The organism is Streptomyces sp. NPDC043812, assembly GCF_056436245.1.
In genome coordinates this window covers 183570-202042 of record NZ_JBWKCY010000010.1, presented here as the reverse complement: position 1 = coordinate 202042, position 18473 = coordinate 183570, and the positions used below count along the sequence as shown (strand labels likewise).

Below are 18473 nucleotides of genomic sequence, written 5' to 3'. Positions count from 1 at the left end.
GGGAGCCGGATCGTCCCGGCCCGGGTCGCTCACCGTGAGGCGGGGGTGGGAGGACGCCCTGCGGCGGTGCGGCCCATCGTCAGCGCCAGTTGCCGGACCTTGCGCCAGTCCACCGGCCGTTCGGCGGGCGCGGTTCCCGGCCGGTCGCGCGGTACCCGGACGCGCAGCGCTCCCGGCGCGACGCGGCAGTGGACGGGGACGGGCACCGTCAGCGCCTCGCCGTCGATGCCGACCTCGACGGTGGGCGTGTCCGCGTCGATGACGACGTCGCGGGCGGCGAGAGAGGTCAGACCCTGCGCCCGGCTGCCGCCGACCAGGGCCGCGGCCTGGGCGGCGTTGTCGACACTGATGCCCAGCACGCCCAGCAGGCCGGTGTCGAGACGATCCCGGCGACCGAGGCCTGCCAGGTCGTCCGTACGGTAGGGATTGTTGCTGACCAGCAGTGCCTGCGGGCCGTCGATCGTGGTGGCGCCGGCGTGTGCCAGCAGACGAGGCCCGGTGTGACGGGTGAGCAGGTCCGGCAGTGTGGCCAGGATGGTGCGGATCTTGTCGTCCCTGTACGCGGGGCTCTGCACCACTGTCGCGTAGGTCCCGAACGACGCGTTGTTGACGAACACCCGCTCCCCGACGAAGCCGAGATCGACACGCAGCTCCACGCCGTCCGTAAGCGCCCCCAGACCTGCGGCGGGGTTGTCACGGTCCAGGCCGAGGTCGAGGGCGAAGTGGTTGCGGGTACCGGCCGGGATGACCGTGAACGGCACGTCGTGGTGCGCGGCGACCGCGGCGACAAGGGCCTGCGTGCCGTCCCCTCCGGCGACCCCCAGCAGATCGGCACCGCCGATCACGGCCTGCCGCGCCACTTCCGTCACATCCACGGGTCGGTCGGGGTCGAGGAGGAGCACCTCCGCGCCCAGGGCCTCCGCCTCCTCCTTGAGCCGGAAGCGCCCCACCTTGCCGCCTCCGGATCGCGGATTCATGACGAAGAAGGGGCGGTGTACGGGCGCTGCGCCCACGCTCTCGGGCTCGGTGGTTCCTGTGTCGTCGGCGAGCGCCGCTTTCCCGGCGCTCCCGGCCACTGCCCACAGTGCGACGCAGGTGAACGCCACCCACAGCAGGCCCGCGCTCAGAAGGACAGCGATGACCACCGCCGGCACGGCTGCGAGCAGCAGGCCTGCGAGCATCCGCAGAACACCGCGTCGGGTGAGGAACCACCAGAGCGCCGCTGCCGCCAGGCCGATTCCGGCTGCGGCCACCCCCAGCAGCACAAGACTCTTCAGGCCCGCGAAAACGACCAGCAGCACCAGGGCGGCGGCGCCGGACAGCAGGGCGAGCCGGGCGTACCAGCGCTTGCGGCCGGCGGAACGACCGTGAGAGTCCCCTGCCATGCCACCTCCCGGAGGTTCGCCCCCGAGGCCCATTGTCCTCTCGTCGTGGCACCCGGCCTTGGAAGCGCCCCTTCCGGCAGCCCCGGACCACACCCCTTCGCCGCACGTCGCCACGGCGACGTCGCAGCGGGGCCCGCGCTGCGGCCAGGTCCACGGCATCACGAAGAGCGCCCGCACGACAACACAGCGCGATTCACCCGATCGGCCCACTCGCGTGGTCTCCCGCACCCGAACGGCGCACGATCGCCCTGTCCGACGGATGCTCTCGACGGAGCCTCCGAAGCCGAAGGAGGCCACTGATGGCCCAGACCACCTCGCACACCACCGCCCACCGCAATCCATGGGCGGCGGGCGGCACCATGTTCGCCGGAATTCTGCTGCTCATCGACGGTGTGATCAGCATCTTCAAGGGCATCTCGGGAATCGCGAAGGACGACGTCTACGCCCGTGTCGGGGACTACATCTTCAAGTTCGATGTGACCGCCTGGGGCTGGATCCTGCTGGTTCTCGGCGTGATCCTCGTGATCACCGGTGCAGGGATCCTCAAGGAAATGGGCTGGGCCCGTGGGCTGGGCGTGGGCCTGGCCGCGCTCAGCCTCATCCTCAACTTCATGTGGCTGCCGTACGTGCCCGTATGGGCGTTGGTCTCCATCGCCATCGACGTGTTCATCATCTGGGCCCTGTGCTCGGACCGTCCCTCAGCCACCGCCTGACGCACCTGACACGCCGCAGGCGGCGGGCTGTCGGGGCACGAGGCGAAGCCCCCGCAACGGCACCCGCGCGCGGGTGCCGTTGCGGGGGCTCTCATGGCCTGTGTGCGCCCTGGCTCCGCGTGTCAGGGAGCGGCGTCGAGATCCACCTCGAGGTCCTCGGCCTCGGTCCAGAACCCGTCGTCCGCGTCCTGGAGGCGCGAGGCGGCGTGCTTCAGATGGCGGCGCGCGGCAGTGCGCGCCCCCTCGGCGTCACCGGCCTCGATGGCGGCCAGGATGGCGTGGTGCTCCTGCCGGACCGCTTCGAAGAAGTCGCCCCGCCGCGCCTCGTTCGCACGCGTGACACGGATGCCGCTGCGCAGCACCTCGCCGAGGTAGCGCACCGTCGAGACCATCACCGAGTTACCGGTCGACTCCGCGATGGACCGGTGGAAGGCGAGATCCTCGTCCGTGCCGTCACCGCCGGCCGCGACCGCCGAGTCGATCGCGGCCAGGGCCTGACGCATCCGGTCGATGGCGGCCGGTGTGGCGCGGGCGGCTGCGAGGTGAGCGGCCTCGCCCTCCATGGCGCGGCGTACCTCCACGATCTGCAGGACCTTGGCCCTGGTGTCGGCGGCCTCCAGGTCGAGCGGCCGGGTGCGCCGAGGCATGACGAACACGCCACGCCCCTGACGCGGTTCGACCAGGCCCGCGTTGCGGAGCCTCGACACGGCCTCGCGCACGACCGTGCGACTGACGCCCAGCTGCTTGACCAGCTCCACTTCGGTCGGCAGCTTGTCGCCCTCGGCCAGCCGCCCGGACTCGATCTCCTCCGCGAGGATCGCGGCGACCTGATCCGCGAGCCGGACAGGACCGCTCACCTTGGAAAACATGCTCGTCAGTCTATCGGCGCGGCCCGCTCGCCCCGGGGGCGAGGAGCGCACCGTCCACGACTGCTTCGGGATGGTCGTCGAGGTAGTCCCGCACGACCGAGGCGAAGCTCGGGTCGGGCTCCAGTCCGAGGGCGGTGGCGCGCGCGTTGTCGAAGACCGCGGGCCACGAGCCCACGATGGCCTCGACGTCGGGGTCGGGCGCGATCGTCACCAGGCCGGCCACGGCATCGCCTGCCACCTGGCGCAGCGTGGCCAGCATCTCGGCGACCGTGACCGTGAGCGCCGGAAGGTTGACGGGCAGCCTGCCGTCGAGCATGCCCGGCCCGTCGCCGCGCTCTGCCTCGGCGATGCGGAGGATCCCCTCGACCGTGCGACGCGGCGAGGCGAGTGCCACCCGCAGGTCGGGACGCACCGGGCAAGTTGCCGGGAGGCCGGCGAGCGGCTCGCGCACGATGCCTGACAGGAAGCCGGAGGCGGCGGCGTTCGGCTTGCCCGGCCGCACCGACACGGTCATCAGGCGCGCGACGCGTCCGTCGACGAAGCCGCGGCGGGTGTAGTCCGCGACGAGCTGTTCGCAGACGAGCTTCTGGGTTCCGTAGCTCGACCGCGGCGTGGGCAGGGTCGACTCGGCGACCACCTGGGGCAGCGGCAGCGCGGGGTCGGATCCGTAGACGGCGACGCTGCTGGAGAACACCACCCGCGGCGTCGGCCCGCCGCCGGCCGACTGCGTCCGAGCCGCTTCGAGCAGCGCGCGGGTCGTGTCCACGTTGGCGCTCATGCCGAGGTCGAAGTCGGCCTCGCACTCGGCCGAGACCGCGGAGGCGAGGTGGATCAGCACGTCCACCGGCTCCGCGAACACCTCGTCGAGGCTGTCGGCCAGGTCGCCCTGCACGATGTCCACCAGCGGGTCGGTCGCCGCCTTCGCATCGGCCTGCACATAGCGGTCGGCGAGGACCAGCCGGTCGATCGGTGCGCCACGGAACGTCCGTGTCGTGAGCAGCGTGTCGGCCACCTGCCGCCCCAGGAAGCCGAAGCCACCCGTGATGACGATCCTCATGCGTTGTCTCCTCGGTAGTTGTCGAGCCAGCCGAGACCCTCGCTCGTGCCGGCCCGGGGGTGGTACTCGCAGCCGATCCATCCCTCGAAGCCCAGGTCGTCGATGACGTCGAACACGTGGCGGGTGTCGAGTTCGCCCCGGTCGGGCTCGTGGCGGTCGGGCACGCCCGCGATCTGCAGATGGCCGACGCGGCCGGTCGGCAGGTCGCGGCGCAGGGTCGTGGTGAGGTCGCCCTCGACGATCTGGCAGTGGTAGAGGTCGAGCTGCACCTTGAGATTCGCGGCGCCCACTTCCTGCACCACGGCGTGGGCCTCGGCCTGCCTGCGCAGGAAGTAGCCCGGCATGTCGCGGCCGTTGATCGGCTCGACCAGGATGTCGACGCCCATCGCGGCGGCTCGCTCCGCGGCCCGGGCGAGGTTGGCCAGGTAGGTGTCGCGGTGTTCGGCCGTCTTTGCCGGTGTCGCGTCCGGCGGCACCAGTCCGGCCATCACATGCACCCGGGGGCAGCCGAGCGCCGCGGCGTACTCGAGGGCCCGACCGATGCCGGACTGCACCTCCGCCTCGCGTCCGGGCAGTGCGGCGATGCCGCGCTCGCCGGACTCCCACGCGCCGGGAGGTGCGTTGAAGAGCACCTGCTGCAGGCCGTGGTCGTCGAGCCGGCGGCGCAGCTCGGTGGCGTCGTACGCGTAGGGGAAGAGGTACTCGACGGCCTGGAAGCCGTCCGCCGCCGCGGCGGCGAAGCGGTCGAGGAAGTCGTGCTCGGTGTACATCATGGACAGGTTCGCGGCGAACCTCGGCATGTTTGCTCCTGTGTGCGGACCGGCACCGGAGGCGGTGCCGGGTCCGGTCAGCGGTTGACGACCTGCTTCTTGGTGGTGAGCACCGCGGCGGCGCCGACGATCAGGCTGAGCGCCAGGACGTACATCGGGATCGACGTAGAGCCGGTGGCGTCCTTGAGCGCGCCGATCATGTAGGGGCTGACGAAGCCGGCGAGGTTGCCGATCGAGTTGATCGCTGCGAGGCCGGCCGCGGCGGCGGCGCCGCCGAGGAACGCAGTGGGGAGCGACCAGAACAGCGGTGCGCAGGTCAGCACACCGGCCGCGGCGAAGGACAGCGCAGCGAGGGACAGCACGGTCGACCCGGTGGAGACGGCGGCGAGCGAGAATCCGACGGCGCCCATGAGGCTCGGGACGACCAGGTGCCAGCGGCGCTCGCGGCGCTTGTCGGCGGAGCGGCCGAACAGGTTCATCGCGACCAGTGCGACCAGGAACGGCACGGCGCTGAGCACGCCGATCGCGAGGTTGCCCTCGATCCCGGTGGACTCGACGAACGTGGGCATCCAGAAGGTCAGCGCGTACTGGCCCATCACGAAGCAGAAGTAGATGAGGCACATCAGCCACACCTTGGGGTCGCGGAAGGCGTCCCAGACCCGGCCGTGCACCGTCTGGTGCGCAGCGTCTTCGGCGATCGCCCGTTCGACGACGGCCTTCTCCTCGTCGGTGAGCCACTTCGCGCTGCGCACGCCGTTGTCGAGGTAGAACAGCGTGGCGACACCGATGGCGAGGGCGGGAATCGCCTCGAGCAGGAACATCCACTGCCAGCCCTGCCAGCCGTTCACGCCCTGGAACCGGTCCATGATCCAGCCGGAGAGCGGGTTGCCGAAGATACCGGCGACCGGGATGGCCGACATGAACATCGCGATCACCCGGGCACGGCGGTGCGAGGGGAACCAGTAGGTGCAGTACAGGATCACGCCCGGGTAGAACCCGGCCTCCGCGGCACCCAGGAGGAACCTGAGCACATAGAACGTCGCCTCATTGGTGACGAACATGAACGACGCCGAGACCAGTCCCCAGGTGATCATGATCCGGGCGATCCAGGTGCGGGCGCCGATGCGTTGCAGCATCAGGTTCGAGGGGACCTCGAAGAGGAAGTAGCCGATGAAGAACAGGCCGGCACCGAGGCCGTACGCCGCCTCGCTGAGCCCGAGATCGTCGGACATCTGCAGCTTCGCGAAGCCGACGTTGACCCGGTCCAGGTAGGAGAAGACGTAACAGAGGATGAGGAAGGGAACGATGCGTCGCACGACCTTGCGGAAGACGGCGTTCTCGCGGGCGAGGTCGGGAGCCTCGGCCGTTGATACGGGGAGGGACATGAGGGAATCCTTCTTGCGGCTCAGGGGATTCTCTGACAGGGAACGGGACGATTACCAAGCGGCGCCGAACACGGACCCGAGTTCGTCGACGGCATGGGCGGGGAGCGGCTCGGGGCGACGTTCGGTCAGGAGCCACAGACGTGCCGTCTCCTCGAGTTCTTCGAGGACGGCGAGGGCGGTGGCCGCGTCGGGGCCCCAGACCACGGGGCCCAGCCGGTCGAGCAGGACGGCCCTGATCGGCGTGCGGCTCGCTGCACCGGCGGCGATCCGGGTGGTCACCAGGTCGGCCACGCGCGGGTCGCCGGGCCGGTGGTAGGGAATGAGCGGGACGTGCCCGACCTTCATCACGTAGTAGGGCGTCAGGGGCGGGAGCACGTCGTCCCGGCTCCACACTCCGGCCAGGGTGAGCGCGACCAGGTGCGTGGAGTGGGTGTGGACGACGAAGCGGGCCGTCGGGTCGGCCTCGTAGATGCGTCGGTGGAGCGTCAGGGTCTTGCTGGCGCGGTCGCCGGCGATCTGCTCGCCACCGGCGTCGACGAGCGCGAGGCGGTGGGGTTCGAGGAAGCCCAGGACGGCGTCGGTGGGCGTGATGAGATGGCCGTCGCCGACCCTGGCGCTGATGTTGCCGGCGCTGGCGTGGACATAGCCGCGGGCGAACAGGCTCGTGCCCATCCGGACGATCTCCCCCCGTGCCCCGTCCACGGCACTGGCCTCGGGCCGGGTCACGACGCCTCCCGTTCCAGCAGGTCGAACGCCGTGGTGAAGAAGTCGGGGCCGCCGAAGTTGCCGGACTTGAGGGTGATGTGCAGCGTGTCCCCGCCGGGCAGGAGTGCCGCGCACCACGGCACACCGGGGTCGATCTGCGGTCCGATCCGGAGTCCGGTGACGCCGAGTGCCTGGACGACCGCTCCCGAGGTCTCGCCGCCGGCGACGACGAGCCGTCGGACACCGCGCTCCACGAGTCCTTGTGCGACGCGGGCCAGAGTCTGTTCCACGAGCTCACCGGCTTCGGCGGCACCGAGTCGTCCCTGGACGCTCCGGACCGTGTCGGGTGCTTCCGTGGAGTAGACGAGGACCGGTCCGTCGGCCAGGTGCGACTCGGCGAAGGCCAGGGCATGGCCGGCCACGTCCTCGCCGGCCGCGATGCGCAACGGGTCCACGCTGAACGCGGGCCGGCCACTGCGCAGGAACTCCAGGACCTGGCGGTTCGTGGCGACGGAGACCGATCCGGAGACGACGGCCGAGTGACCGCCGGACGGCGGCAGCTGCGCGGCTGCGCGGGACGGCTCGAAGCCCCAGTTCGGGGGCAGGCCGATCGCCAGGCCCGAGCCGGCGGTCACCAGGGGCAGTCCCTGGACCGCGGTGCCGAGGCGCACGAGGTCGTCGTTGGAGACGGCGTCGACGATGGCAATGCCGATGCCTTCCTTGCGCAGGTTCTCGATGCGGGCCCGGATCGCCTCGGCGCCGTCGGCCACGACGGTGTGGTCGATGAGCCCGACCGTGCGGGTGGTCTGCGCGCCGAGGACGGAGACCAGGTCGGAGTCGGTCATGGGTGTGAGCGGGTGGTGGCGCATGCCGCTGTTGCTGAGCAGGACGTCGCCGACGAAGAGGTGGCCTTTGAAGACCGTGCGTCCGTTGTCGGGGAACGCGGGCGTCGCGATGGAGAATTCGGTGCCGAGGGCGTCCATCAGGGCCTCGGTGACCGGGCCGATGTTGCCGGCCGGCGTCGAGTCGAAGGTGGAGCAGTACTTGAAGTAGATCTGCTCGGCGCCCGCGGACCGTAGCCAGGCGAGTGCCCGCAGCGACGCGTCGACGGCGTCGGCCGCCGGGGTGGTCCGCGACTTGAGCGCGATGACCACGGCGTCCGTGTCGGCCGGCAGGTCGGTGCCGGCCGACGGCACGTCGATCAGCTGGACCACGCGCATGCCCGCGCGCACCAGGTTGTTGGCCAGGTCCGTGGCTCCGGTGAAGTCGTCGGCGATGCATCCGAGTCGGATTCCCATGTCAGACCTCCGCCTGTCCGGGCAGGTCGACGCCCGGGAAGATCTTGATGACCGCGCTGTCGTCCTCGGCTCCCAGGCCCGACGCCGATGCATGCAGGAACATCTGGTGTGCGGTGGCGGCGAGCGGGAGCGGGAACTTCTCCGGACGGGCGGAGTCGAGCACGAGGCCCAGGTCCTTGACGAAGATGTCGACCGCCGACAGCGGGGTGTAGTCACCGGCGAGGACGTGCGCCATGCGGTTCTCGAACATCCATGAGTTGCCGGCGCTGTGTGTGATGACCTCGTAGAGCGCCTCGGCCGGGACGCCGGCCTTGATACCGAGCGCCATCGCCTCGGCTGCCGCGGCGATGTGCACGCCCGCGAGCAGCTGGTTCACGATCTTGACCTTGGAACCGAGTCCGGCACGGTCTCCCAGACGGTAGACGGTGCTGCTCATGGCTTCGAGCACCGGGTCGGCGACCGCGTACGCAGCGGCGGAGCCCGACGTCATCATCGTGAGTTCCCCGGAAGCGGCACGCGCGGCGCCGCCGGAGATGGGGGCGTCCAGGTAGAGCACGCCCTTCGCGGCCAGGCGCGTCTCCAGTTCGGCGGACCAGCCGGGGTCGGCCGTGGAGCACATCACGAAGACCGCGCCCGGGCGCAGCCGTCCGGCCGCCCCGTCGGCGCCGAAGAGCACGGACTCGACCTGCGCCGCGTTGACCACCACGCCGACCAGGACGTCCACCGAGGCCGCGAGGTCGCCGAGAGAGGCGAACGCCGTCCCACCGTCGCGGGCGAAGTCGGTGGCCACCTCCGGCCGCAGATCGTGGACGCCCACGTCGTGGCCCGCGTTCCGCAGGCTGCGGGCCATGCCGAGACCCATGGCCCCGAGTCCCACCACGCCCACGCGTGGTCGTGCCGGCGTGTCCTGCTCGTTCATGCCCATCCTCGTCTCGCTGTGCCGTCCGGGGCGTGGCCCGGCTCATGATCCGTGCGGCGGTCGGGTCATATGATGACCTGAGGAATGGGTCGCCGACCACTGTGTTGCTCGTCACATTCACCAGGAGGCGGCCTCGTGCAGAAGATCCCGTGGACACAGCAAGGCCCACCGCGCATCCAACGCGCGGTGGGCCTTGGGCAGTTGGGGATCGCTCCCCTGGGCCGCCGTTTCCGACGTGTCGGCGGCGCCGGGGGCGGCGTCGTTACGGCGCCATCTCGTACGCCCCGGACAGCGCCTCGACACGCTCCCAGACGCGCGCGGCACGCGCTTCGTCGACCACGGGGCGCCGGACCGCGTCGAGTGCCCAGCGCTGCTGCTCCTCGGTGGCGGAGTCCTTGCCGTGCAGCTCGACCGCGTACGCCGAGAAGTCGCGTACGAGGACGGAGAACAGCTCGTCGAGCACGTCCTCGTCCAGACCGGTCAGACGGGCCTGCTCCAGGATCAACTGACCGTGCACCACCAGCGCGAACAACTGGCCGACGGAGAGAAGGAAGTCGAGGTCGCGGCTCTGCTCCTCGTCGGGAGCGGCGGTGGCGACGAAGTCGCACAGAGCGTCGGCCTGTTCCCGGAACCGGGCGACATTGGGCACTTCCGCGTACGCGTCGTAGGCGGGGCGCCAGTCGTGGAAGCGCACGGAGCCCAGGCCGCGGGCCGGTCCCTGCCGGAAGAGGAACGCGTCGTCGGCCGCGTCGAGGCGGGTCGGCACGGGCGCGTACTCGGCCGGGTCCAGCAGGTGGTTGCGCATGAACTTGAGGATCAGCGCGAGGTTCACGTGGACCGTGCCCTCGAGCTTGGGCAGCCCCCGGATCTCGACGGCGGCCTGGGCGAAGTAGGTGTCCTTCTCGAAGCCCTTGGCCGCGATGACGTCCCACATGAGGTCGATGACCTTCTCGCCCTCCGTGGTCACCTTCATCTTCGTCATCGGGTTGAACAGCAGGTAGCGGCGGTCGTCGGGGCCGGCGGAACGGAAGTAGTCGACGGCACGGTCGCTGAACAGCTTCATCCCGACGAGTCGCACGTACGCATCGGCCAACTCGCGGCGCACATGCGGGAAGGCGGTGACGGGGCGGCCGTAGAGGATGCGGTTGTGCGCATGGGTGACGGCCTCGTACATCGCGTGCTCGCAGATGCCGATGGAGGCCGTGCAGAGGTTGAACTTGCCGACGTTGACGGTGTTGAGGGCGGCGTCGAAGGCGGCGCGGCCGGTGTGCAGGACGTCGTCGGGAGCCACCGGGTAGGCGTCGAGGCGGAATTCGCTGACATACTTGGAGGAGTCGACGACGTTCTTCACGAGGTGGTACGCCGGGTGGCGGCTGTCGGCGGCGAAGAAGACGTAACCGTCCGGGCCGTCGATGTCGGTGCGGCGGCCGAACACGGAGACGAGTCCGGCGGCGTTGCCGTTGCCGATGTAGTACTTGGAACCACTGGCCCGGAAACCGCCGTTGCCGTCCGGCTCCAGCAGCATGTCCGTGGAGTAGATGTCGGCGCCGTGGGTCTTCTCGGACAGGCCGAAGGCGAACACCTCGCCCTGGGAGAGGAGTTCGGCCGCGCGGCTGCGGGCAGCGGCGTTGTCGCTCTGCCAGACCGGGCCGAGACCGAGGATGGTCACCTGCCACGCGTACCAGTAGTCCAGGCCGTAGAACCCGAAGATCTCGTTGAGCGCCGCGATCCGGGCGGTGTCCCAGCGCCGGTCCTCCTGTTCGGCGGCCGACGACGGAGTGAGGAAGGTGGCGAACAGCCCTTCCTTGGCGGAGAACGCGAGGAAGTCCGCCAGCCAGGCACGGGAGCGGTAGTCCTCGATCAGCCTGCGCTTGCCGCGCTCCTCGAACCAGTCGACGGTGGCGCGCAGGAGCCTGCGCGTCTCGGGGTCGAAGTGCGACGGGTCATAGGTGCGCGGATTGAACAGCAACGAGTCGGCCATGGAGGTTCGCCTTCCGAGGGTTGGGAGGGTGACGGTTGCGAAGGTGCGGTGGGGCGGGAGCAGGCGGTTCAGGCAGGCGGACGGGGCGCGCCGAGCCGGTGGAGGGTGGCGAGCACGTCGTCGAGCCAGGCGATCGTCATCCGCTCGTACGCGATGCCGCCGCGCAGCACGACATGCTGGAGTTCCTGACCGGCGTCGAGCTGTGCGGGGGCATCCGGGCCGGTGAAGTCACGCCGTTCTCCGGCGAGATAGTGCGCGAGGCGGTCGCCGTGCACCTGGCGATGCCGCTCGACCTCACGGACCAGCGCGGCGGGGTCGTCGAAGGCCGCGCCGCGGATCTTCACGGCGAGGTCGTGGCGGATGCTCTCGGGTTCGATCGGCTCGTGCAGCCACTGGGAGAGGGCAGCGCGGCCGGGGCCGACGACGGAGTACTCCTTCTTGTCCGGCCGGCCCTGTTGCGGCACCTCGCGGAGATCGAGCAGGCCGTCGCTCTCCATGCGTTTGAGAACGCGGTAGATCTGCTGATGCGTGGCGGTCCAGAAGTATCCGATGGACCGGTCGAACCTCCGGGCCAGCTCATAGCCGGAGCCCGGCTGCTCCAGCAGAGAGACGAGGATCGCGTGTTCGAGCGCCATACGCAGATCGTTCTATGCAACTCGTTGCATAGACAAGGGGCGGCGGCCCGGTGAGACACGGCTCACCCGTGGGCGCGACCGGAGGCAAGGGACCACACCGGCCACGGCAGCGGTGCACCGCCGAAAAGCCGTCGGGCCGTCCCGCTGCCACCGGCAGCGGAACGGCCCGAACAGGAATGGGTCAGACCACCGGGGCCGGGTAGGTCGGGTACTCCACCCCGGAGACGTGCTGGACGACGCGGATGACCTGGCAGGAGTAGCCGAACTCGTTGTCGTACCACAGGTAGAGGATGGCGTTGTCGCCCTCGACCTTGGTGGGGCCGGCGTCGACGATCGACGCGTGGCGCGAGCCGATGAAGTCGCTCGAGACCGCGTCGGGGGCGGTAGTGAAGTCGATCTGGCGCTTGAGCGGGGAGGTCAACGACACGTTGCGGAGGTAGTCGAGGACCTCCTCACGGGTGGTCTCGCGCCCGAGCCTCAGGCTGAGGATCGCGATCGAGACGTCCGGCACCGGGACGCGGATCGAACTGCCGGTGATCGGCGCCTTGAGGTCGGGCAGCGCCTTGGCTACGGCGGAGGCGGCGCCCGTCTCGGTGATGACCATGTTGAGCGGCGCCGAGCGGCCGCGTCGGTCGGAGCTGTGGTAGTTGTCCAGCAGGTTCTGGTCGTTGGTGAACGAGTGGACGGTCTCCACGTGGCCGCGCAGCACGCCGTACTCGTCCGCCATCGCCTTCAGCGGCGGAACGATCGCGTTGGTGGTGCAGGACGCACAGGACAGGATCTGCTCGTCGGGCTTGATCGTGTCGTGGTTGACGCCGTGCACGATGTTGGGGACGTCACCCTTGCCCGGCGCGGTCAGGACGACCTTGTCGATGCCGGGGCGCAGGTGCTTCGACAGGCCCTCGCGGTCGCGCCACTTGCCGGTGTTGTCGATGAGGATGGCGTTCTTGATGCCGTACGCCGTGTAGTCGACCTCCGACGGGTCGCCGGCGTAGATCACCTTGATCTCGTTGCCGTTGGCGACGATCGTGCTGTTCGCCTCGTCGACGGTGATCGTGCCCTGGAACTGGCCGTGGATGGAGTCGCGGCGCAGCAGCGAGGCGCGCTTGACGATGTCCTGCTCGCCGCCCTGACGGACGACGATGGCGCGCAGCCGCAGGCCGTTGCCGGAGCCGGCCTTCTCGATGAGCAGGCGGGCGACGAGGCGGCCGATCCGGCCGAACCCGTAGAGGACGACGTCGCGCGGCTCACGGCGCTCGATCTTGTCGGCACCCGTGGCGCCGGCGACGGCCTCGGCGGTGAACTGCTCCACCGAGAGACCGCGGTCGTCGGCCTTGTATGTCGCGGCGAGCATGCCGATGTCGATCTGGGAAGGGCCGAGATCCAGCGTGGTGAGAGCCCGCAGGAACGGCAGCGTCTCGGTGACGGAGAGTTCCTCACCGGCGATCTGCCGGGCGAATCGGTGGGTCTTGAGGAGGCTGACCACCGACTTGTTCACCAAGGAGCGGCTGTGAAGGAGGACGGTCACGTCCCGCTCCCGGTGCAGCTTCCCGATGATCGGGATCATCGACTCCGCGATCTCCTCGCGGTTCTTCCAGTTGGTGAACGAGTCGTCATTGACAGTCACAGGTTTATCTTTCGAGCTAGGCGGCGCTCATATGCTAACCCCTCCATATTTTGTTCACTCACCCGGTACCTCCGGGCCCGGCCCAGCCCGGTGACGGCAACCGGGACGGCCGCCAGTTGCAGGGATTTCGCCGGCGCGGGCGACGGCTCCCCGCGACCGGCTGCGAACCGGCCCCCGCGTCGCGCGGAGGCACTCCACAGTGCGGGGAGGTCGTGCACCACAGCGCGCCCGGCACCGCAGGACCGCAAGCGGCACGCGGCGCCGGGCGCCGCGTGCCGCGGGGTCTGCACCGAAGACGTCCGGGTCGGCCGCCTCGGGCCGACCTGGACGTCATGCATCAGACGAGGTCGTACCGGTCGAGGTCCATCACCTTGTTCCATGCGGCGACGAAGTCGTTCACGAACTTCCCCTTCGCGTCATCGCTCGCGTAGACCTCGGCGAGCGCGCGCAGCTCGGAGTTGGACCCGAAGACGAGGTCGGCACGGCTGCCGGTCCACTTGACCTCGCCCGTGGCGGCGTCGCGACCCTCGAACGTGTTCGCGTCTTCGGACGTCGCCTTCCACGTCGTGCCGAGGTCGAGCAGGTTGACGAAGAAGTCGTTGGTCAGCGAACCGGGCGTCGTGGTGAAGGCGCCGAGCGACGACTGCTGGTAGTTCGCACCCAGGACCCGCAGGCCGCCGACGAGGACCGTCAGCTCGGGAGCGCTCAGGGTCAGCAGGTTCGCCCGGTCGAGCAGCAGGTACTCGGCCGGCAGCCGGTTGCCCTTCCCGAGGTAGTTGCGGAAACCGTCGGCGGTCGGCTCGAGCGCGGCGAACGACTCCACGTCCGTCTGGTCCTGCGAGGCGTCCGCGCGGCCCGGTGTGAAGGGCACCTCGACGTCGAAGCCGGCGTCCTTGGCGGCCTGCTCGACGCCCGCGGCGCCGGCGAGCACGATCAGGTCGGCGAGCGAGATCTGCTTGCCGCCCGTCCGGTCGGCGTTGAACGCCTGCTGGATCCCCTCCAGGGTGCGCAGCACCGTCGCCAGCTCGTCGGGCTCGTTGACCTCCCAGCCGCTCTGCGGTTCGAGGCGGATACGCGCACCGTTGGCGCCGCCGCGCTTGTCGCTGCCCCGGAAGGACGAGGCGGAAGCCCACGCGGTGGACACGAGCTGGGACACCGACAGGTCCGAGGCCAGGATCCGGCCCTTGAGTGCGGCGATGTCCTCGGCGTCGACGAGTTCGTGCGTCACCGCGGGGATGGGGTCCTGCCACAGCAGCGTCTCGCTCGGGACCTCCGGGCCGAGGTAGCGCGCGATGGGGCCCATGTCGCGGTGGGTCAGCTTGAACCACGCGCGGGCGAAGGCGTCCGCGAACTCGGCGGGGTTGTCCCGGAAGCGCCGCGAGATCTGCTCGTAGGCCGGGTCGAACCGGAGCGAGAGGTCGGTCGTCAGCATCGTCGGGGCGTGGCTCTTCGACGCGTCGTGGGCGTCGGGAACGGTGCCGGCTCCGGCGCCGTCCTTCGGCCGCCACTGGTGCGCGCCGGCGGGGCTCTTGAACAGCTCCCACTCGTAGCCGAACAGGATCTCGAAGAAGCTGTTGTCCCAGGTGATCGGCGTGTTCGTCCAGATGCCCTCGAGACCGCTGGTGATCGTGTCGCCACCCTTGCCGGTGCCGAAGGCGTTCTTCCAGCCGAGGCCCTGCTCCTCGATCGCGGCCGCCTCGGGGTCGGCGCCCACGCTCTCCGCCGGGCCCGCGCCGTGGGTCTTGCCGAAGGTGTGGCCGCCCGCGATCAGGGCGACCGTCTCCTCGTCGTTCATCGCCATCCGGCGGAACGTCTCACGGATGTCGCGGGCCGCGGCGATCGGGTCCGGGTTGCCGTTCGGGCCCTCGGGGTTGACGTAGATGAGGCCCATCTGGACCGCGCCGAGGGGGTTCTCCAGCTCACGGTCGCCGGTGTAGCGCTCGTCGTCGAGCCAGGTGGTCTCGGGACCCCAGTAGACGTCCTCGTCGGGCTCCCAGACGTCCGCGCGGCCGCCGGCGAAGCCGAAGGTCTCGAAGCCCATCTGCTCCAGGGCGACGTTGCCGGTGAGGACCATGAGGTCGGCCCACGAGAGGCTCTGGCCGTACTTCTTCTTGACCGGCCACAGCAGGCGGCGGGCCTTGTCGAGGTTGCCGTTGTCCGGCCAGCTGTTGAGGGGGGCGAAGCGCTGCTGGCCGGCCCCGGCACCGCCGCGGCCGTCGCTGATCCGGTACGTGCCCGCGCTGTGCCACGCCATCCGGATCATGAACGGGCCGTAGTGGCCGAAGTCGGCGGGCCACCAGTCCTGCGAGGTCGTCAGGACCTCGGCGATGTCCTGCTTCACCGCCGGGAGATCGAGGGTCTTGAACGCCTCGGCGTAGTCGAACTCCTCACCGAGCGGGTTGGCCACGGCGGGGTTCTTGGCAAGGATCTTCAGGTTGAGCCGCTCCGGCCACCACTGACGGTTTCCGCCGCCCTGCGTCGGGTGCGGGGCGCGCCCGTGCGCGACCGGGCAGCCACCTCCGCCCTCCGTCTTCGCGTCGGTGACGATTGCATCATGGTTCTCGGACATGGGAATCCTTCCGGGCTGGGCGGATCACTGTGCTCAGGAACTGCGGGCGGTGGAACAGCCGGGGCACGACGCCCCAAGAGATGACCTCGGCCTCCTCGATCGGGAAGCCGTGGCGGTCGGACGCGTTCGGACGACGGGCCTCACGTACGACGTGAACGGAGACGAGGCCCGCACGACGGCACACCCCGGAGGCGATCGCCTCGACGCCGAGGTGGTCGCCGTCCCGGACCGTCTGGAGCAGCGCGACGCGGGCGGCCTCGTCCTCAGGCCAAGACCGCGCAGCTCCTCGGCGGTGGTCCCGTCGCGTCTCTTTCTCCTGCCGTGCTGGGGTCTTCCTGTCCCTTGGCTATCGCCGGAACCGATCCTACGATGGACAGTGTCCAAGTCAATAAGTGCGCCAAGCCCGTATTCAATCGGAACCCGGATGTCCACCGGTAAACTTCCAGCGTCCCACCGAACCTGAATGGGTGAACCAATATGAGTGACCTGCTGGAACGACTGCGAGGGCGTGGCTGGCGGATGACCTCCCAGCGGCGTGTCGTTGCGGAGGTCCTCGACGGTGACCACGTGCATCTCACGGCCGACGAGGTGCACGCGCGCGCGGCGCAGCGGCTGCCCGAGATCTCCCGGGCGACGGTCTACAACGCCCTGGGCGAGCTGGTCTCCCTCGGTGAGGTCATCGAGGTCTCCACGGACGGCCGTGCCAAGCGCTACGACCCCAACGCGCACCGCCCGCACCACCACCTGGTGTGCGCGGGCTGCGGCACCATCCGCGACGTCCACCCGACCGGCAGTCCACTGGACGACCTCCCGGCGGAGGAAAGGTTCGGCTTCACGGTGTCCGATGTCGAGGTCACCTACCGCGGACTGTGCCCGTCCTGCGCCTGAGGGTTGGCCTGTAATTGATCTTTGCAGGTGTTGCGGTTGGGCAGGGACCTGCCACCGCCACGACGACCGTCGCTCGCAGGCCGTGATCGCACCAGCTCGGCGAGACCACCCGCCGTCCCGTCTCACCGAGGTGCGAATGTGCGAGGGCCGGGATGCCCGCGGCCAGAGGTGACGCAGGCAGCCGCACCCGCATACAGTCCGCCCATGTCGCCGAACCAGCCGAACACGCCGCCCCGCCATATCCGCATCCGGGCAGTCGGGACGGAGCAGACCGCATGATGGCGCGTGCCAAGCTGATTCAGGAGCTGCGTCGCGACGGCGCAGGCCACACCGGTTCGGATGCCGCACGCCTCGTCGAGGATTACGCCCACCAGCTGGCCGTCCAGCTGCGGGAGGCCGGGCATCGCGAGGCCGCCAACCTCATCGACCCCCGTGCGGGGCAGTGCACGTGCGGTGCGCCGGACGGCGGCGACGAAGAGAGCGAGCAGGTACGCGCCTATTGGGAGCACTCCCGGTCCTGCCCGCAGGGGTGGTGACCATGTGACCGACGATCCGGCGGCAGGGGCTCACGTTGGTGGATGTGAGCAGGGGCAGGGCTCGGACGTCATTGCGGGACGAGCGTTCAGGCAGCTTCGTAGCGGCTCAGCGTGAGGTGTGGGAGCCGCGTGCTATCGCATCCGCGCTGTCCGACGTTTCGAGGTCGAGCGCATCGTCGCCGTAGAGAGCCTGCACCCAGTTCGCCTGGTAGATGGTGTCGAGATAGCGCTCACCGAGATCCGGGGCGATGGCTACCGACGTGAGCCCGCGAGTGTCATGACCCGCCAGCCAGCCCATGGCGCCGCTGACCACGGTGCCGGTGGAGCCACCGAAGAGAAATCCCCTTCTGGCCATACGACGGCAGACACGGATGGTGTCGGCTTCCTCCACGTGCACCGCCTCGTCCACGTACGACTCGTCGAGCAGCGGTGGGCGGATGCTCATCCCCAGGCCGGGAATCAGCCTACGACCCGGTGTGCCGCCGAAGATGGCCGAACCGACGCTGTCCACGGCCACGATCCGCACGGGGCGGTGCCACGTCCGGAAATAGCGCGCGCAGCCCATCAGGGTCCCGGTGGTGCCGACACCGATGAACAGCACGTCCAGTTGCGGGAAGCATCGCGCGATCGCCGGGGCGGTCCGGAAGTAGTGGGCCTTCCAGTTGTCCGCGTTGGTGTACTGGCTGAGCCACACGAATCGGTCGTCCGAGGCGCAGAGCGTGCGCACATAGGCCAGCCGTGCACCCAGGAGTCCGCCGGCGGCGCCCTCCGACGAGACGACGTGCACCTGACTGCCCAGTGCTTCCATCATGAGCCTGGTCGCCAGATTGCAGCGAGAGTCCGTCACGCAGACGAATCGGTAGCCCTTGCTTGCCGCGATCATGCTGAGCGCCACGCCGAGGTTCCCGGACGAGGACTCGACCAGAACCGAATCCGGCCTCAGAGTCCCGCTCCGCTCGGCGGCCTCCACCATCTCGGTCGCGGCCTTCAGCTTGATGGAGCCGGCGAAGTTGAATCCCTCGCACTTCAGGAACAGGGAGTGCCCGAAGATCGGCTTGAGGTCGACGTAGAGCTCCTCCTCATTGAAAGCTTGGGGGACTGATATGACTGGCACGATGTCCTCCTCGTCTGCGGCA

The 18473-nt window shown here is 69.7% G+C and carries 16 protein-coding genes and 1 pseudogene; 3 read left to right on the top strand and 14 right to left on the bottom strand.

Annotated elements, in window-relative coordinates:
• Window positions 1-29 precede the first annotated feature (29 nt).
• On the bottom strand, window positions 30-1385 hold the full coding sequence (locus tag AC067Z_RS17265) for a diacylglycerol/lipid kinase family protein (protein ID WP_478790354.1): 1356 nt from the start codon (window positions 1383-1385) through the stop codon (window positions 30-32).
• Between the two features lie 299 nt (window positions 1386-1684).
• Between AC067Z_RS17265 and AC067Z_RS17260 the strand changes: the two genes are divergently transcribed.
• Window positions 1685-2098, top strand: a complete 414-nt coding sequence (locus tag AC067Z_RS17260; RefSeq protein WP_478790353.1) for a DUF7144 family membrane protein — start codon at window positions 1685-1687, stop codon at window positions 2096-2098.
• A gap of 122 nt (window positions 2099-2220) precedes the next feature.
• Here the strand turns inward: AC067Z_RS17260 and AC067Z_RS17255 are convergent, their stop codons facing one another.
• The 12 genes and pseudogenes from AC067Z_RS17255 to AC067Z_RS17200 form a co-directional block, all read right to left on the bottom strand.
• Entirely contained in the window at window positions 2221-2967 is a 747-nt protein-coding gene (locus tag AC067Z_RS17255; RefSeq protein ID WP_478790352.1) for a FadR/GntR family transcriptional regulator, read from the bottom strand.
• 10 nt (window positions 2968-2977) lie between these two features.
• Window positions 2978-4024, bottom strand: a complete 1047-nt coding sequence (gene denD, locus AC067Z_RS17250; protein ID WP_478790351.1) for a D-erythronate dehydrogenase — start codon at window positions 4022-4024, stop codon at window positions 2978-2980.
• Window positions 4021-4824: a 2-oxo-tetronate isomerase gene (gene otnI / locus AC067Z_RS17245; protein ID WP_478790350.1), complete on the bottom strand. Its 804-nt coding sequence runs from the start codon at window positions 4822-4824 to the stop codon at window positions 4021-4023. Before otnI ends, denD begins: the two co-directional genes overlap by 4 nt.
• Window positions 4825-4871: 47 nt before the next feature.
• Window positions 4872-6179 (bottom strand): MFS transporter, encoded by a 1308-nt coding sequence (locus AC067Z_RS17240; protein WP_478790349.1) that lies wholly within the window; start codon window positions 6177-6179, stop codon window positions 4872-4874.
• A 51-nt stretch (window positions 6180-6230) separates the two neighbouring features.
• Window positions 6231-6905 carry a class II aldolase/adducin family protein gene (locus AC067Z_RS17235; RefSeq protein ID WP_478790348.1) on the bottom strand — a complete coding sequence of 225 codons (675 nt, stop codon included), beginning with the start codon at window positions 6903-6905 and terminating at the stop codon, window positions 6231-6233.
• Window positions 6902-8182, bottom strand: coding sequence for a 3-oxo-tetronate kinase (gene otnK, locus AC067Z_RS17230; protein WP_478790347.1), 1281 nt, complete (start codon window positions 8180-8182; stop codon window positions 6902-6904). The genes AC067Z_RS17235 and otnK overlap by 4 nt, the downstream gene beginning before the upstream one ends.
• A 1-nt stretch (window position 8183) precedes the next feature.
• Entirely contained in the window at window positions 8184-9101 is a 918-nt protein-coding gene (gene ltnD / locus AC067Z_RS17225; protein ID WP_478790346.1) for an L-threonate dehydrogenase, read from the bottom strand.
• A gap of 262 nt (window positions 9102-9363) precedes the next feature.
• Window positions 9364-11082, bottom strand: coding sequence for an acyl-CoA dehydrogenase family protein (locus tag AC067Z_RS17220; protein ID WP_478790345.1), 1719 nt, complete (start codon window positions 11080-11082; stop codon window positions 9364-9366).
• Between the two features lie 68 nt (window positions 11083-11150).
• Window positions 11151-11717 carry a PadR family transcriptional regulator gene (locus AC067Z_RS17215; protein ID WP_478790344.1) on the bottom strand — a complete coding sequence of 189 codons (567 nt, stop codon included), beginning with the start codon at window positions 11715-11717 and terminating at the stop codon, window positions 11151-11153.
• A 181-nt stretch (window positions 11718-11898) separates the two neighbouring features.
• Entirely contained in the window at window positions 11899-13344 is a 1446-nt protein-coding gene (locus tag AC067Z_RS17210; RefSeq protein WP_478790343.1) for a glyceraldehyde-3-phosphate dehydrogenase, read from the bottom strand.
• Window positions 13345-13681: 337 nt separating this feature from the next.
• Window positions 13682-15913 (bottom strand): catalase/peroxidase HPI, encoded by a 2232-nt coding sequence (gene katG, locus AC067Z_RS17205; protein ID WP_478790342.1) that lies wholly within the window; start codon window positions 15911-15913, stop codon window positions 13682-13684.
• Window positions 15914-15946: 33 nt separating this feature from the next.
• Window positions 15947-16195, bottom strand: a pseudogene (locus AC067Z_RS17200) (hypothetical protein).
• A 195-nt stretch (window positions 16196-16390) separates the two neighbouring features.
• Here AC067Z_RS17200 and AC067Z_RS17195 point away from each other — a divergent pair.
• A complete protein-coding gene (locus AC067Z_RS17195) occupies window positions 16391-16801 on the top strand; it encodes a Fur family transcriptional regulator (protein ID WP_478790341.1) in 411 nt (136 codons plus the stop codon).
• Window positions 16802-17076: 275 nt separating this feature from the next.
• Window positions 17077-17337: a hypothetical protein gene (locus AC067Z_RS17190; RefSeq protein WP_478790340.1), complete on the top strand. Its 261-nt coding sequence runs from the start codon at window positions 17077-17079 to the stop codon at window positions 17335-17337.
• A gap of 106 nt (window positions 17338-17443) precedes the next feature.
• Here the strand turns inward: AC067Z_RS17190 and sbnA are convergent, their stop codons facing one another.
• Window positions 17444-18451, bottom strand: coding sequence for a 2,3-diaminopropionate biosynthesis protein SbnA (gene sbnA / locus AC067Z_RS17185; protein WP_478790339.1), 1008 nt, complete (start codon window positions 18449-18451; stop codon window positions 17444-17446).
• Window positions 18452-18473 lie beyond the last annotated feature (22 nt).

What these genes read in the sequence shown, in the direction of transcription:
- AC067Z_RS17265 (WP_478790354.1), bottom strand. Translation starts at nt 1,385, where the DNA reads ATGGCAGGGGACTCTCACGGTCGTTCCGCCGGCCGCAAGCGCTGGTAC.
- AC067Z_RS17260 (WP_478790353.1), top strand. Translation starts at nt 1,685, where the DNA reads ATGGCCCAGACCACCTCGCACACCACCGCCCACCGCAATCCATGGGCG.
- AC067Z_RS17255 (WP_478790352.1), bottom strand. Translation starts at nt 2,967, where the DNA reads ATGTTTTCCAAGGTGAGCGGTCCTGTCCGGCTCGCGGATCAGGTCGCC.
- denD (WP_478790351.1), bottom strand. Translation starts at nt 4,024, where the DNA reads ATGAGGATCGTCATCACGGGTGGCTTCGGCTTCCTGGGGCGGCAGGTG.
- otnI (WP_478790350.1), bottom strand. Translation starts at nt 4,824, where the DNA reads ATGCCGAGGTTCGCCGCGAACCTGTCCATGATGTACACCGAGCACGAC.
- AC067Z_RS17240 (WP_478790349.1), bottom strand. Translation starts at nt 6,179, where the DNA reads ATGTCCCTCCCCGTATCAACGGCCGAGGCTCCCGACCTCGCCCGCGAG.
- otnK (WP_478790347.1), bottom strand. Translation starts at nt 8,182, where the DNA reads ATGGGAATCCGACTCGGATGCATCGCCGACGACTTCACCGGAGCCACG.
- ltnD (WP_478790346.1), bottom strand. Translation starts at nt 9,101, where the DNA reads ATGAACGAGCAGGACACGCCGGCACGACCACGCGTGGGCGTGGTGGGA.
- AC067Z_RS17220 (WP_478790345.1), bottom strand. Translation starts at nt 11,082, where the DNA reads ATGGCCGACTCGTTGCTGTTCAATCCGCGCACCTATGACCCGTCGCAC.
- AC067Z_RS17215 (WP_478790344.1), bottom strand. Translation starts at nt 11,717, where the DNA reads ATGGCGCTCGAACACGCGATCCTCGTCTCTCTGCTGGAGCAGCCGGGC.
- katG (WP_478790342.1), bottom strand. Translation starts at nt 15,913, where the DNA reads ATGTCCGAGAACCATGATGCAATCGTCACCGACGCGAAGACGGAGGGC.
- AC067Z_RS17195 (WP_478790341.1), top strand. Translation starts at nt 16,391, where the DNA reads ATGAGTGACCTGCTGGAACGACTGCGAGGGCGTGGCTGGCGGATGACC.
- AC067Z_RS17190 (WP_478790340.1), top strand. Translation starts at nt 17,077, where the DNA reads ATGATGGCGCGTGCCAAGCTGATTCAGGAGCTGCGTCGCGACGGCGCA.